Origin of the sequence: Prevotella sp. S7-1-8, assembly GCF_000758925.1 — a bacterium.
Taxonomy (GTDB): domain Bacteria; phylum Bacteroidota; class Bacteroidia; order Bacteroidales; family Bacteroidaceae; genus Prevotella.
Genome location: NZ_JRNC01000026.1, coordinates 25,405 through 39,972, shown reverse-complemented (window position 1 = coordinate 39,972; position 14,568 = coordinate 25,405). Strand labels below are relative to the sequence as shown.

The 14,568-nt window shown below is 49.6% G+C and carries 9 protein-coding genes; 2 read left to right on the top strand and 7 right to left on the bottom strand.

Annotated elements, in window-relative coordinates; translation table 11 throughout:
* Positions 1–478: 478 nt before the first annotated feature.
* From HMPREF1640_RS04155 to dnaB, 3 genes are all read right to left on the bottom strand, one after another.
* Positions 479–2,248: a phosphoethanolamine transferase gene (locus HMPREF1640_RS04155; RefSeq protein ID WP_231565830.1), complete on the bottom strand. Its 1,770-nt coding sequence runs from the start codon at positions 2,246–2,248 to the stop codon at positions 479–481.
* A 460-nt stretch (positions 2,249–2,708) separates the two neighbouring features.
* On the bottom strand, positions 2,709–4,700 hold the full coding sequence (locus HMPREF1640_RS04150) for an NAD(+) synthase (RefSeq protein ID WP_036892681.1): 1,992 nt from the start codon (positions 4,698–4,700) through the stop codon (positions 2,709–2,711).
* A gap of 506 nt (positions 4,701–5,206) precedes the next feature.
* On the bottom strand, positions 5,207–6,727 hold the full coding sequence (gene dnaB, locus HMPREF1640_RS04140; RefSeq protein ID WP_036892679.1) for a replicative DNA helicase: 1,521 nt from the start codon (positions 6,725–6,727) through the stop codon (positions 5,207–5,209).
* Between the two features lie 196 nt (positions 6,728–6,923).
* On the opposite strand from dnaB, the gene ispE reads away from it, so the two are divergent.
* Positions 6,924–7,763: a 4-(cytidine 5'-diphospho)-2-C-methyl-D-erythritol kinase gene (gene ispE / locus HMPREF1640_RS04135; protein ID WP_036892678.1), complete on the top strand. Its 840-nt coding sequence runs from the start codon at positions 6,924–6,926 to the stop codon at positions 7,761–7,763.
* A gap of 547 nt (positions 7,764–8,310) precedes the next feature.
* Here the strand turns inward: ispE and HMPREF1640_RS04125 are convergent.
* From HMPREF1640_RS04125 to HMPREF1640_RS04115, 3 genes are read right to left on the bottom strand one after another with little or no spacing between them, the layout of a single operon-like run.
* Entirely contained in the window at positions 8,311–8,892 is a 582-nt protein-coding gene (locus tag HMPREF1640_RS04125) for an LUD domain-containing protein (protein ID WP_036892676.1), read from the bottom strand.
* Between the two features lie 15 nt (positions 8,893–8,907).
* Positions 8,908–10,281, bottom strand: a complete 1,374-nt coding sequence (locus tag HMPREF1640_RS04120; RefSeq protein ID WP_036892675.1) for a lactate utilization protein B — start codon at positions 10,279–10,281, stop codon at positions 8,908–8,910.
* Positions 10,282–10,292: 11 nt separating this feature from the next.
* Complete coding sequence (locus HMPREF1640_RS04115) at positions 10,293–11,033, bottom strand: (Fe-S)-binding protein (RefSeq protein WP_036892673.1); 741 nt, start codon at positions 11,031–11,033, stop codon at positions 10,293–10,295.
* 115 nt (positions 11,034–11,148) lie between these two features.
* Here HMPREF1640_RS04115 and HMPREF1640_RS04110 point away from each other — a divergent pair, with 115 nt between their 5' ends.
* Positions 11,149–13,296, top strand: coding sequence for a DNA topoisomerase 3 (locus tag HMPREF1640_RS04110; RefSeq protein WP_036892672.1), 2,148 nt, complete (start codon positions 11,149–11,151; stop codon positions 13,294–13,296).
* 71 nt (positions 13,297–13,367) lie between these two features.
* Here the strand turns inward: HMPREF1640_RS04110 and HMPREF1640_RS04105 are convergent, their stop codons facing one another.
* Positions 13,368–14,240, bottom strand: a complete 873-nt coding sequence (locus HMPREF1640_RS04105; RefSeq protein WP_036892732.1) for a hypothetical protein — start codon at positions 14,238–14,240, stop codon at positions 13,368–13,370.
* Positions 14,241–14,568: the final 328 nt, after the last annotated feature.

Sequence of the window (14,568 nt, the reverse complement as noted above, 5' to 3'; positions counted from 1 at the left end):
TTCCCAATAATACCTTGTGAGTGCAAAATTAATAAAAAAGATTCTTTCGAATGTTACAAAATTATTAAAATATGAACATTTTTCGCATGAATCACCAAAAACTCGCAATAAATAATATAAAAATAAAAATATGTTGATTTATACCTTATTAAAATGTAGCTTCATAAATAAATCATGGAGGAGAGGACGCATGGTGTTGCAGGGGGACTATGGAGCTGCTTGGGGGTGTCGAAAAAGTCAGGCAAGTTGGATTTCTCATGCCAATCCAACCGCCTGCTTTCCTCTCTTTCAATGGATTTCTGTGTTTGTGTACTGTCACGGCTCTTTCATTTAAGGGCGATGTTGTTGAACGATGAATGAAGCGAATGAAAGAGCCGTGGTGCATGGCAATGTTTTTTTTGACCTGTTAATACTTCCAAAAGATACAATTCCATCGTTAGGCGCAGAGGTATTATAGGTTTCTGATATTGCCATACTTTTATCTGTTTTTTACAAACTTGTCATAATCTTTGCCTACAATCATTCGTTTTTTTGCAACGTAACGTGGACTTATCAGGTCTCTGTCTGCTTTATACCATTTTGTTCTCATTCCTACGATGTGGAATAAAATCTGACAAACATTGTCAGTCATGAATGGTTTATCTTTTGATTCTCTTATGCTTTTAACCAAATTGGGGTATTTTTCCATAAACGGATTTGAGAACCAAATGACAAAAGGCACTTCGTATTGATACTTTACTAAGTTGGGGGTAACTCCGCTACTTCCTGCGTTTCTTCCTTTTGAATCTCTGTAATCGTATATCTCGTCTCCATGGTCTGAGAAATAAATCATGACGGTGTTCTTGTCGGCATACCTTTCAACTATCTTCTTGATGACATAATCGTTATAAGAGGTAGCGTTGTCATATTCTGCGACATCCTGCTTTTTATCTTTTGTCATGTAGCTTTCATCGCGATTTATATCCTTGTAAGAGAATTTTGAGAAATATTTGGTATGCGGATACCTGTCGCTCGCACCGACATGTTGCCCTAAAAGATGGAAAATCAAAAGGTTTTTCTTTTCTAATCTGCTTGCTTTGCTCTTAAAGAAATCATCTACCAATTCGCCATCGTACAAGAAATTTTTATCCGACGTGTAAGAGTATGCGTACTTTTGTATTTCTTTATTATAGATAAAAGAATTAACCGAGAAGGTATAGAACGCATTTTTGTTATAATCTCTTTGAATGTCCCACATTGTAACTTGATAACCTGCTTTTTTAAAAAGAATGGGGAAATAAGGAGTTTGGCACCATTCTTCGCCGTCGCTTAAGCTATTACAACAAAATGTGTTTTTCTCTACTAAGGTCGTCGAATTAAATGGCGCCACGACATCACTAAATGCCACAAGGTTACCTTTTTTTTGCTCTGCGTCCATGAATGGAGTTGTCTTCAATTTATATCCATAAAGTGAGGCGTGTGATTTTATGAAAGATTCTCCAAGTATATAAATAATATTTATAGAATCGTTTATTTCATCAGTTACAGGCTGACGGTAAGTGTCTTTGGCTAAATTTACAGCTGTTTTTATTTCATTTTTAGTTGCGTTGAGAGCATGGGTACAATAAACAATCGACGTAAACGAATCCATGGGGAATGGAAGGTTTTCTGTTACCCATTTTTCAAAATCCGCATAAGTCTGACATTGACACAACGTATAATATATTTTGGTGTTGTATATTCCTGTTAAAACCAAGAAAGCTGAAAGACTGCCAAGTATGGTGGTTGTATATCTTTTTTGTAACCATTCTTTTTCTTTTATCTTTTTCCATTTCTTTTCAAGAAATATGATTAAAACTATGAGGAGTGTAACAGAAATATAAGTTATGAAAGCTCCTTTGGAAAATGCGAAGGCATTGATAAATTCGGCAGATTCTCTTCCGTTGGTTTCTGCAATTAGCTGGAAGATAAGAGGGGAGATTTGCGTTCCAACAACCCTCCAAAGGAACATGTTAACCGCAAAGATGGCAATTATTATCAAATAAAACAGGACTTTAATGATTTTATGCTTCCTTGCAATATAAGAAAATATGACAGATAGTAAGAAAGCGAGGCTGTAATATTTTAAATTAGAAGCCCCCTCCCAGTTTAATAATGAATCTTTCAGCGTGTTAAAGACTAAACACGAAGTGAAAATAACAATAAATGGAAATTCATCAAGTATGAAGTTCCCGAATTTAAGAATGGCTCGTAAAAATTTTTCTTTCATTGATTATAATAAGGATGATAAAAACACATTCCGGCTCTCTTTATTATGTGGCAGGGTATGTCTTAGGTGTGAATGTTTTGTTTATGCTTTTTTGTCATCGATTTGAAGTTTTGAGATTGCCTTTTTTATAGTCGCTCCGTCTGATGTGCAATGTGCCGCAAAGGTACTGTTTTTGTTCGGCTGCAAGTTAAAACCGCAATATCTTTTAATGTTTCCATACGGCTCTTTCATTTAAGGCAATATCGCTGAGCAACGAATGAAACAACTGAAACGAATGGACTGAGCAAGACAGTGAACGCCGCGTTCATTGATCCCGACAATCAGATTCGCTTCATTTGTTCAATTCGTTGTTGAAACAAAAGAACATGACTGTTTTCGCCAACAAGCAACCCATTTAAATAAAAGGGTCGTGACGCGCTGTAGTCCATGCCACTATTGGCAGATTTTTTGCATAGTTGTGCTATTTCGTGTTTTTGCCCAAGTTTTCCACTTCGCGCAGCCACATGGTTGAGACTGCGTCTGAAGGCATGCGCCAGTCGCCACGGGGGCTGAGGCTCACCGAGCCAACTTTTGGACCATCGGGCAGGCAGGAACGCTTGAACTGCTGGCTGAAGAACCGGCGGAAAAACACCTGCATCCAGTGCGCTATGGTTTCCTCGTCATAGTGGGTGGCAAGTACGCGGCCGGCATCGGGCTGGTCTTTCGTTGCGGCTTGGTTGCCAAATGCCTTGCACGCCAGCATGTATATTTTGCGAGGGCCGAAGCCATAGCGTAAGAAATAGAACAAGAAGAAGTCGTGCAACTCGTAGGGCCCCACAATATTCTCTGTTTTTTGTTTAATGTTGCCCTCGTTGTCGGCCGGTGTCAGTTCCGGCGATATTGGGGTTTCCACGATGTCTCGTAGCGTGCGAGCCGTTTTCTCGTCCATGGTTTCGGCCACGTAGCTTACAAGGTGCTGCATCAGCGTCTTGGGCACGGAGCTGTTCAGGGAGTACATGGACATGTGGTCTCCGTTGTAAGTAGTCCAGCCCAACGCCAGCTCTGACAGGTCACCAGTGCCTATCACCAATCCATTCATCTTGTTGGCCAAATCCATTAATATCTGCGTGCGCTCTCGAGCTTGTGCGTTTTCGTATGTGGCGTCGTGCACGTTGGCGTCTTGCCCAATGTCCTCAAAATGTTGTGTCACGCTCTTGGTTATGTCTATCTCGCGTGTGGTTATACCCAATTGGCTCATCAATGTCGTGGCGTTGTTGTATGTGCGGCCTGTGGTGCCAAACCCAGGCATTGTCACGCCAATGATGTCTTTGCGGTTTCGGCCCAGCTCGTCAAATGCCTTGACACAGGCCAAGAGTGCCATGGTGGAATCCAAACCGCCACTCACGCCGATAATTACGGTCTTGCAGCCAGTGTGCCTAAGCCGTTGTTGCAATCCCATCATTTGGATGTTCATGATCTCGTCGCATGCTTTTTTCATGTGCTGGGTGTTGGGTACGAAAGGATGCGGGTCCACATAGCGATCCAAGGTGAACTCTCGCGGCAATGTCATCTCCATGTCTATGAAGTCCACTTCCTCGCGTATCATCACTCGTTGGGCGTTTGTGAAGGTGGTGTTGTTTCGTCGCTCGCCGCGTAGTCGCTCCACGTCTACCTCTGCCACCTGCATGGTGCTCTCAATGGCAAATCGCTTGCCAATGGCCAATGGTGTTCCGTTCTCGTAGATAAGGGCGGTTCCGCCAAAGACCACGTCTTGTGTGCTCTCTCCGTATCCGGCGCTGCTGTACACGTATCCAGTGATGGTGCGCGCGCTCTGCTGTGCCACGAGGCTCTTTAGGTAGGCGTGCTTGCCAGCCTGCTCGGTGCTTGCCGATAGGTTGAAGATGAGTTCGGCCCCCGCCAGGGCCAAGTTGTTGCTGGGTGGCGCCGGCGCCCACACATCCTCGCAAAGTTCCACGCCAAACACCGCTCCGTCGCATGTGCGAAACAGTTGTGGGTCTGATGACACCCTGATTACGCTGCCCGCGAAGTGCAGGGTGGTGGGGCGCAACACCTGTGAGGAGGCAAACCAACGCTTCTCGTAAAACTCGTTGTAGTTGGGCAGGTAGGTCTTGGGCACGATGCCCAATATTTTGCCTTTCTGCATCACAACCGCGCAGTTTAGCAACAGGTCTCCGGCCACGACGGGCAGTCCCACGATAGAGATGATGTTGAGGTGTCGCGTGAAATCGAGCAACTGCATCACGCCGTTTTCTGCCGCGTCCAACAAGAATTGCTGTCTGAAAAGATCCTGGCAGGTATAGCCGGTGATACACAGTTCTGGAAACACGATTATCTCCACTCCTTTACCTTCGGCCTGGGCGATAAGCGACTCTATTTCCACCACGTTTTGTTGACAATCGGCCACCTTGATTGTTGGCACGGCCGCTGCCACTTTGATGAATCCATATTTCATAATGCCTTCACGTTTGTTGCTTCGTAGGTTACAAGATGTTGTTTATGTTCTCATAGTGAGCATCTTGGGTATGTATGTTATTAACTTTCATGCAAATATAGCTAATCTTTGTTAACTAACAAATAATAACTCGTTATTTTTCTTTTTTATGTCTGATTATTAATGTATTCTTCTTGCATGGCATGCCGCGCGTTTTATGCTTTTTTTTCACATGTAAAAATCGATACGGTTTTCACGATGGCCATGCCGTGGCATATCCCGATGGTGGTGAAAGCGCGAATCTCCGATATGCCCCAGAATTAATCTTAAAGATGGCAAGACGCAACCACGCATGAACGCACACATTGTTTTGGCGGCAAAATCATTGACCCCATCTTGATGTTTTGGCATGGCAAACAAACTCAAAAACCTTGTATTTTTTTTATGACCGGTCCATGTCAAGATTTCATCAGTGTCTCGAAAATAATAATTGGGCGCATAGGGCGCCTGTTGGTTCGCGTCCAATCTCAGAATGCGGCGTCCATGGGCACGCCCCCAAGTGGGTCGTCGTCTTGGTTGAGTCGCGAGCTGATAATCTCCCCTCCGCCGAGATTGGAGGGCAAAGGAGCCAGCATGGCGTCCTCTGGGTTCGCAAATCGCGTGTACTGCCCTTGGAAAGCCAGCAGCACGTCGCCCGTCGCGCCCTTGCGATGCTTGGCGATAATGATTTGCGCCTTGCCCCGCAAGTCGTTACCCTTGTCGTCCTCATAAATGTGATAATACTCTGGCCGGTGCACGAAGAGCACCATGTCGGCGTCTTGCTCTATGGCTCCCGACTCCCTAAGGTCGCTCAGTTGGGGGCGTTTGCCCTCCAGCCCCTCTCGGTTTTCCACCGTTCGGTTCAGCTGCGAGAGAGCGAGGATGGGTATGTCCAGTTCCTTGGCCAAGCCTTTGAGCGAGCGCGATATCGTTGACACCTCCTCCTGACGGTTGCCAAACCGCATGCCGTTGGCGTTCATCAGCTGCAAGTAGTCTATCATGATCACCTGCACGCCTTTCTCCCTTACGAGTCGTCTGGCCTTGGTGCGAAGCTCAAAGATGGACATGCCCGGTGTGTCATCTATATAGACGGGCGCGCCTGTTAGCTTGGCCAGGTTCTTGTCCAAGCGTTCCCACTCGTCGCGGGCAAGCTGCCCGTTCATTATTTTTTTGCCCTCTATCTCGCAGACGTTGGATATGAGGCGGTTCACAAGCTGTACGTTGTTCATCTCCAGAGAGAAGAAAGCGATGGGAGTTTTGTATTCCACGGCTATGTTTTTGGCGATAGATAGCGCAAACGATGTTTTACCCATGGCAGGTCGCCCGGCAATGATTACCAAATCGCTTTTCTGCCATCCAGAGGTCAAGTCGTCCAGTTTGGTAAACCCCGATGGCACTCCCGTCAGTCCATCGGATGTGGCCGAGGCTTTCTGGATTATTTCCACGGCCTGCCTGATGACCGGGTCTATCTGCGTGTACGCTTGAGACATGTTTTTTTGCGACAGCTCGAAGAGCTTGCCCTCGGTCTCTTGCATCAGTTCGTCCACGTCTACCGTGACGTCGAAAGCCTTGGTCTCCACCATGCTCGCGAATGAGATGAGCTGACGTGCCAAGTATTTTTGCTGTAAAATCTTGGCGTGATATTCTATGTGCGCCGACGATGCCACACGCGAAGCGAGGTCCACCACGTATGACGCGCCGCCAACTTCCTCGAGCGTTCCCTCCTTTTGCAACTCGTTGGTCACGGTCATGATATCCACCGGACTTTCGTTCATGTTCAGCGTTTGTATGGCGGTGAATATCTTTTGATGTATTGGCTCGTAAAATGTTTCAGACCTAAGGGTCTCGGCCACCACCGAGAAGGCGTCCTTGTCTATCATCAACGCTCCCAGCACCACCTTTTCCACGTCGGTGGCTTGAGGCTGTAAATGAGCGAAAGTGGGGTCTATGGGTGCGGTCGATTTGCGAGTGGACTTGCCTGTACGGCTATTGTTGCTATTTTGTGGCATGATTGTTTTATTGGTGTGGCAAATTTACAAAAAATAGTTCAATGTAGGCCTTAAAGCATGAAAAAAAGCGAATTTCGGTATGTAGCCCCGCAAAAAAAACGTAATTTTGTGACAGATGGAAAAATGTAGTATTTTAATAGATGATACCTAACACTTGCTGTCATACCTATTTATATAACGCTAATATCACATTGCCATGCTTGTATATCCTTGTGCGAAAATAAATTTAGGCCTGAATGTCATCTCCAAGCGAGATGATGGCTACCATAATCTTGAAACCGTTTTTTATCCTGTCCCACTATGCGACGTGCTGGAGGTGCACCCTATAGCCGGGGCTTCTGCCTCGGTCTCGCCCTGCGACCTTAAGGTTATGGGCGGCAACGTGGATTGTGCCACGGCGGACAACCTTGTGGCGAAGGCTTATGGGTTGTTGGCTGCCCACCACGATTTGCCCCCTGTGCAAGCCTTTTTAACCAAGCGCATACCCTCGCAAGCGGGTTTGGGTGGCGGCTCGGCCGATGCCGCCTTTATGATACGCCTGCTGAATGAGCTCTTCCATCTCGACATCAGTCGGCCGGAGATGGAGCGACACGCCGCGCGCTTAGGCTCCGATTGCGCTTTTTTCATCGCCGCCCAACCATCGTTTGCCACGGGTCGCGGTGAAATTTTGGAGCCATTGGATGATCTTTGCGCCAATCTCAAGGGCCATTATATAGGAATTGTCAAACCGGACGTGGCGGTGTCCACGCGCGAGGCCTTTGCCGGCATAGCTTGCCGTCAACCCCGTAAATGCTGTCGGGACATCGCGCGCCAGCCTGTCAGCACATGGAAAGCCGAGCTGTCCAACGATTTTGAGCGCACTGTTTTTCGCGTCCATCCACAATTGGCCACCGTCAAGCGCAAAATGTACGAGTTGGGCGCGGTGTACGCGCAGATGAGTGGCAGTGGCAGCGCGCTCTTCGGCATCTTCGAGAGCGAGCCGTCTGGGTTGGCCGCCTGCTTCCCCGGGTGTTTCACGTTTCAAGGGCAGTTGTGACGTTTGGCTTGGCCTGGGAACTGTTAGCTGTTGTCAATGGGCAAGTGTATATACCCGAACTCATTAATCACGACAACTGCCATGCAGTGACATCGTGGCGTGACATGTCATCTCTCGCGCGAGAAGACTGTGCCGATGTGTAAAAAAACAATCACTAAAACTGTGTTGCGCTAATTGGCTCTTTTAGCGAGGAAAATAAAAGAATCTGCATGCTTTTTAACTTTCTGGAACGCTGCATGAACTTAACATCGTCGCCATTGATACCTATTTGCGGTGTGAACAAGGCCTGTTGCCTTGACCATTCGGCGTTAAACGCGTTGCCATCAATACCCAATCGGAATGTGATTAGGTATTGATGGCAACATGAAAATGATATTTTCGGCTATAAAACGTGGCCTCATCGTTGTATCCTTTTGATTTTTAGTTGGTTGCTAAGCATGCCTCATTTTCGGCGTATTCGCGCCATTTGTCTTTTCGTTTTCAAATAAGCGCGGCGTTTTAGAGTGTTTGTCAGATTTTTTCAAGACAATTATGCCATCCGGTCCACTCAATCGAGTATCATCACCGTCACCCCGCGCGCTGCCTGGGCGCCCATCACGAGCGCTTGCTCTATGTCGGCGGTCTTGGACGGCCCACTGATGAATGTTCCGAAATTATACCGTGGGTCCATGTCTATGCGTTTGTATGCCTCGTGCATGTTGCTCACGATGTTTTGCTTGTCAAGCAGTATGACGAGATATTCCGAGATGAAACACACCGCTCTTTCCTTCATGGTTTGCGGCACCCAGACGCATGCGTTCTCCGCCACCCCGATGGTTCCCTGCACGATGCCCACGTCGGTGTGGTCAAGGTCGGAGGCTTCCGGCACCGTGTCCGGATTTTTTTGCGCTATGCTGATAAATGGCAAATTGGACGCGAACACTTTCGCGTCTGGGTACAAGTTGCGCACCATTTGGTTGAGGTCGTCGGTCTTTCGCGCCTCGACCACTTTGGCGCCCGCCGTTCTTGTGGTCTCCACGAATTTGGCGTAAACGTCCGGATATGTTGTGGCGGCAATCTCCATGTCGGGCATGTCGTATTGCTCGGTGGTGTTTTGGCGTATTTTTTCTAACAAGTCTTCTTTTCTCATAATGTGCGCGTGTGGTTATTTGGCGTGATGTTTTTTCCACCATTCATGGAACGACTCGCCCGCGAACTTGGGCAATGCGTGCCCTATGCCCCATGCGTTGAGCTTGCGCGAGTGCACCATAGAGTCGGGGACATAGTTGGCTATCGGCGCCACTTTCAGCGCCGTGGTGTATAGCGATGGGTGATTGAACAACAAGCTCATGTCCTCCGACATGAGTTTCTTTATCGTGTCGGCCTTGCCTATGCTCTCAAGGTCTTGTCGCCAGTCGTATATTTGCGACCCGGGCTTGAGCATCACGGGGCACACGTTGTCGCAACTCAAGCATAGCGAGCATGCCGATACGTTGTCGCAGTATTTTGCGGGGTCTTTGAGCATGCCCATGTCTATGCCGATGGGCCCGGGAATAAAATAGGTGTAGCTCGCTCCCGTAGACCTGCGATACACCGGGCAGGTGTTCATGCATGCGCCGCATCTGATGCACTTGAGCGTCTCCCAGTGCTTGGCGTTGGCGAGCATTTCGCTCCGTCCGTTGTCCAATAGCACCACGTGCATCTCTCCGCCGGGTCGAGCCTGCCTGAAATGCGACGTGAACGACGTGGTGGGCTGCCCTGTGCCGCTGCGGCACAGCAGGCGTTGGAACACCGCCAAGGAGGCGTAGTCGGGCACCAATTTCTCTATGCCCATGGTCACGATGTGCAGCTTGGGCATGGACGTTGTCATGTCGGCGTTGCCCTCGTTGGTGCATACCACGATGTCGCCGGTCTTGGCCACGCCAAAGTTGGCGCCCGTCAGGCCGGCTTGCGCCTGCATGAACTCGCCGCGCAGGTTCTTGCGTGCGCAATAGGTGAGATAGGTGGGGTCGTCGTTCCCCTTGTCGGCAGAGATGCCACGCTCCTCGAACAGCTTGGCCACCTGTTGCCGGGTGATGTGTATGGCGGGCACGACGATGTGCGCGGGCTTGCTGTGCAGCAGTTGGAGTATGCGCTCCCCGAGGTCGCTCTCCACCACGTCTATGCCGCGTGCCTCAAGGTAAGGGTTCAGTTGGCACTCCTCAGTGAGCATGGACTTGGACTTGACCAGTTTGCTCACCTTGTGGGTCTCGAGTATGCCATACACCATCTCGTTCAGCTCTTGGGCGTCTTGGGCCCAGTGCACGATGACCCCTCGGCTCTCCAACTGTTTGGAGAACATCTCCAGATAGTCGGCCAGATGGGTGATGGTGTGACGTTTGATGGCGGAGGCATGTTCCCGCAACGACTCCCATTCGGGCAGTTGTTGGGCCACGTGGTCTCTGTTGGCGCGCATCAACCAGAAAGTCTGGTCGTGGCGTGAAATTTTCTCAGGGTCTTGCAGCTGTTGCCGCGCCCGTTGTGCGTGTATGGTAGTCAATGTGTGATAGCTTAAAGGCCTTCGGCCAATATTTGTGAAACGTGGATGAATTTGATGTTTTTATGTTGCCGCTTGGCCAGCCCGGCCATGTGCATGAGGCACGAGGAGTCGGGGGCGGTGACATATTCCGCGCCCGTGGCCATGTGCCTGTCTATCTTGTCCGTGCCCATGCGGATAGACACGTCGGCCTCTTCCACGGCGAACATGCCACCAAAACCGCAGCACTCGTCGGGTCGTTCTGGCTGGCGAATGTCAATGCCCTGCTTGAGCTTCAGCAGGTCGATGATTTTGTTGTAAGGTGGAACGTTACGCTCCGAGGGCGACGACAGCCCAAGCTCTCTCACGCCGTGGCAACTGTTGTGCACGCTCACCACGTGGGGAAAACTGCCGGGAAGCGATCTCACCTTCATCACGTCGTGCAGGAACTCCACGATATCCATGGTGTTTCGCGCGCCGGCGCATGTGCGCTCGCCAGTGTTGAGCAGTTTGGGATAGAAATTGCGCACGTAGGCGGCGCACGACGCTGATGGCATGACCACATAGTCCACGCCGTTAAACATGTCGCCATATTTGCGCGCCAACGGCACGGCCATGCGCTCAAAACCAGCGTTGGCCATGGGCTGTCCGCAGCAGGTTTGCCGCTCGGGATACACCACGTCAAGATTTAAATGCCGCAAAAGTTTGTAGGTGGCGATACCCGCTTCGGGGAATAGGGCATCTACATAACAAGGTATAAATAATCCAATCTTCATAATGTTCTTGTTAGAACCGGTAAGCAAATATACCTATTATTTGTGATTAGATAGTTATTTTGGCATTATTTAACCAAAGATTTTACTAACTTTGTGCTTCTGAACGAAACGAAGTATGATAGTTTGTATAGCGGAGAAACCCAGCGTGGCGCGCGACATAGCGCGTATTCTCGGTGCCACGGCATCCAAGGACGGTTACATGGAGGGCAATGGCTACCAAGTGACATGGACTTTTGGGCATCTGTGCGAGTTGAAAGAGCCTAATGACTATCTCACCAATTGGAAGTTTTGGACATTGGCAGCCTTGCCCATGGTGCCGGATAGGTTTGGCATTAAGCTCATACCGGGCGACAGCATAGAGCGTCAGTTCAAAACCATAGAGCGTCTCTATGCCAACGCTGACGAGATAGTGAACTGTGGTGACGCTGGGCAAGAGGGCGAGTTGATACAGCGGTGGGTCATGCAGTTGGCCAAGGCTACGTGCCCGGTCAGGCGGCTATGGATATCCTCAATGACCGACGAGGCCATCAAGGACGGCTTCAAGAACCTTCGGGCACAGGCCGACTATGACAGCCTGTACATGGCGGGGCTGTGCCGCGCCATAGGCGACTGGCTGTTAGGGATGAACGCCACGCGCTTGTATACGCTGATGTACGCTCGCGATCGGCAGGTGCTGTCGGTGGGAAGGGTGCAGACGCCAACGCTCGCGCTCATCGTGAGTAGACAGAAAGAGATAGACCATTTTGTGCCAGAACCCTATTGGGTGCTGTCCACGGTGTATAGAGACACCCTGTTCACGGCCACTCAGGGCAGGTACATGGTCAAGGAGGAGGGTGAGAGAGACCTCGCGCTCATAGACGGCATGCCTTTCACGGTGACTCGCGTGCAAAAAAAACAAGGCAAGGAGCAGCCTCGGCAGTTGTATGACCTGACTTCGTTGCAGGTGGATTGCAACCGCAAATTTGGTTTCTCGGCGGAGTTGACACTCAATTTGATACAAGCGCTTTACGAGAAAAAACTGACCACCTATCCTCGCGTGGACACTCAATATCTCCCTGACGACATCTATCCGCAATGCCCCAATATATTGAATGGCGTGAGCCAAATTAAGGTGTCGGGCAAGAAGCCTTATCTCGACATCATCAAGACATTGGCCATGACGAGTGCCAAGTTGCCCAAGCCGAAACGTGTTTTCGACTCGTCCAAGGTGACAGACCACCACGCCATCATTCCCACGGGTCAGCAAGCGGTGGGTCTGTCGGATATGGAAATGAAGGTGTACGACCTGATTGCCCGTCGCTTTGTGGCCGCGTTCTATCCTGATTGCAAGTTTTCCACCACCACAGTGCTGGGTGTCGTTGACAAGGTGGAACTAAAAGCCACCGGCAAGGAAATTTTGGACGCGGGCTGGCGAGCTGTCTATAGCAAGGATGATGAGCAGGACGAGGACGATGGCAAAAAAGCCAATGAGGAGCGCACGCTGCCCACTTTCGTGAAAGGCGAGACGGGAGAGCACCATCCCACGCTGACCGAGAAGCAGACCACGCCACCCAAACACTACACCGAGGCCACTCTCTTGAGGGCCATGGAGACGGCTGGCAAGTTTGTTGACGACGACGAACTGAGGGCCGCCATGAAGGAAAACGGCATTGGGCGGCCATCGTCGCGAGCTGGAATCATAGAGACACTCTTCAAGCGTCATTACATAAGGAGGGAACGCAAGAACCTTGTGGCCACACCAACGGGTATCCAGTTGATAGACACCATACACGAACGGCTGCTCACAAGTTGTGAGCTGACGGGCATTTGGGAGAAGAAGCTGCGCGACATAGAGCACCATCGATACAGCGCCGAACAGTTTGTCAGCGAACTGAAAGAGCAGGTCTGCAAGATTGTCCAAGACGTGATGCGCGACAGTAGCAACCGACAGATAGCGTGCGCGGAGCCGGAGCCAGCTCCAAAACCCACTGGCTCGGCCAAGAAAAAGACTGTGCGAGGCGTCAAAGCGAGTGGCTCAAAAACATCGAAGAGGCCAGCCAAGACGGTGGGCGAGGGTGGCATGGCGGCTGCGCCGGCGCAAGATGGGCGCGCGGCCAACAAAGAGAGCGTTGGCGAGAGCCTCGCGGCCGCCAAAACCACAAATCCCACTGTCAAGGTGGGCGACGTGTGCCCCAAGTGCGGACAGGGCACGGTCGTCAGGGGCAAGACCGCTTTGGGCTGCTCGCGTTGGCGAGAGGGATGCGATTTTCGCATGCCGTTATAAAATGAAAAGAGCCATGACCGATTGGGGTCATGGCTCTATGTGATATGTCAACTCATGTGCCCAATAAGGTCTCATTGTAGCACAAAGTTCTTGCTTCCTATCATGTTGCCGTCGGCAAAGACGCTCACGCGATAGGTTCCGGCTTGCAAGCTCTCGGTCACCTCGCAATAGAGTGTCACCGGAGTCTCTTTGCCGCCATATTCGACACTGCGCTTCATGGAGCACTCAAGGCTGCGATTTTCATACGCGAAAGTGCCTGCGCCGCCAAGGAGAGCGCCCGTGGGTGTGTTGACGCGCACGTAAACCACTTTGTTGCCACTCTGTGCCGTGACATTTTTAGCCAATACGAAACTCACCTGCAAGGCTTTGGTCTTTTTTATTTTCTTGGTGGGCTTGTTGCGTTTGTCCAGACCCGTAAGGTCTATACCGACGGCGTCGAGCTGCGCGGCGATGGCCACTTTCTCGGAAAGGCTCTTTTTCTCGGTGTTGAGACCGGCTATTTGTTTGTTGGCTTCCTCGTATTTCCCCTTTATACGCGTGTTCTCTGCCGTGAGGTTTTGGTTGAGACGGTTCAAAGAATCTATCTCGATGACATAGCTGCGCAGTACCGACCTGACCGTGGCCAACTCTTTTTTGAGCCGCGCTATCTCCCGGGCGTCGGTGCTTTTGGTTTGCCGAAGCTCTTGCAGCAGGCGCTGCGTCTTCTCCTGTTCTTGGGTCAGTTGGGCAATGATGGAGTCGTTGTTGATTTGTGTTTTCATCTCGCTGTATTGCATAGCGAACTGTTCATATTGGTTCTCCATCTCTTTCTTGTCCATCTCGGCCAACTCTACCATCTGTTGTTTTTCTTGTTGTTGCTTGTCGCGGTCAATGAAAAGCCACACGATGGCGCCCGAGAGGAGCGCGATAATCAATATGATAGGAATGAGAATCTTCTTTTTCATTGTTGTAAATTTGCGTGAGTTCGTCACTATGCGAAGCATTGGTTTTTGGCGAAATCACATTGTTGGAATGTGTAAATGTTATTTAATCGTCGTGCAAATTTAAGTTTTTTATCGTAAAACACAATGTTTTTTTACAGTCGCAGGCTTTTGCAATACACTTAATTTAGACAATATTAATATATTTTATGGCATGGGCGCGGAATATCTATCTTTGCGGCGCGATCTCCAATTGTTATTTGGGAGATGTGCGCGAACGATTTTTTTTGTGGGCTTGGGCTATATGATGGTACGATGTGTCATTGCTGACAGATGTGCTTCTTGACATGCG

What these genes read in the sequence shown, in the direction of transcription:
- HMPREF1640_RS04155 (WP_231565830.1), bottom strand. Translation starts at nt 2,248, where the DNA reads ATGAAAGAAAAATTTTTACGAGCCATTCTTAAATTCGGGAACTTCATA.
- HMPREF1640_RS04150 (WP_036892681.1), bottom strand. Translation starts at nt 4,700, where the DNA reads ATGAAATATGGATTCATCAAAGTGGCAGCGGCCGTGCCAACAATCAAG.
- dnaB (WP_036892679.1), bottom strand. Translation starts at nt 6,727, where the DNA reads ATGCCACAAAATAGCAACAATAGCCGTACAGGCAAGTCCACTCGCAAA.
- ispE (WP_036892678.1), top strand. Translation starts at nt 6,924, where the DNA reads ATGCTTGTATATCCTTGTGCGAAAATAAATTTAGGCCTGAATGTCATC.
- HMPREF1640_RS04125 (WP_036892676.1), bottom strand. Translation starts at nt 8,892, where the DNA reads ATGAGAAAAGAAGACTTGTTAGAAAAAATACGCCAAAACACCACCGAG.
- HMPREF1640_RS04115 (WP_036892673.1), bottom strand. Translation starts at nt 11,033, where the DNA reads ATGAAGATTGGATTATTTATACCTTGTTATGTAGATGCCCTATTCCCC.
- HMPREF1640_RS04110 (WP_036892672.1), top strand. Translation starts at nt 11,149, where the DNA reads ATGATAGTTTGTATAGCGGAGAAACCCAGCGTGGCGCGCGACATAGCG.
- HMPREF1640_RS04105 (WP_036892732.1), bottom strand. Translation starts at nt 14,240, where the DNA reads ATGAAAAAGAAGATTCTCATTCCTATCATATTGATTATCGCGCTCCTC.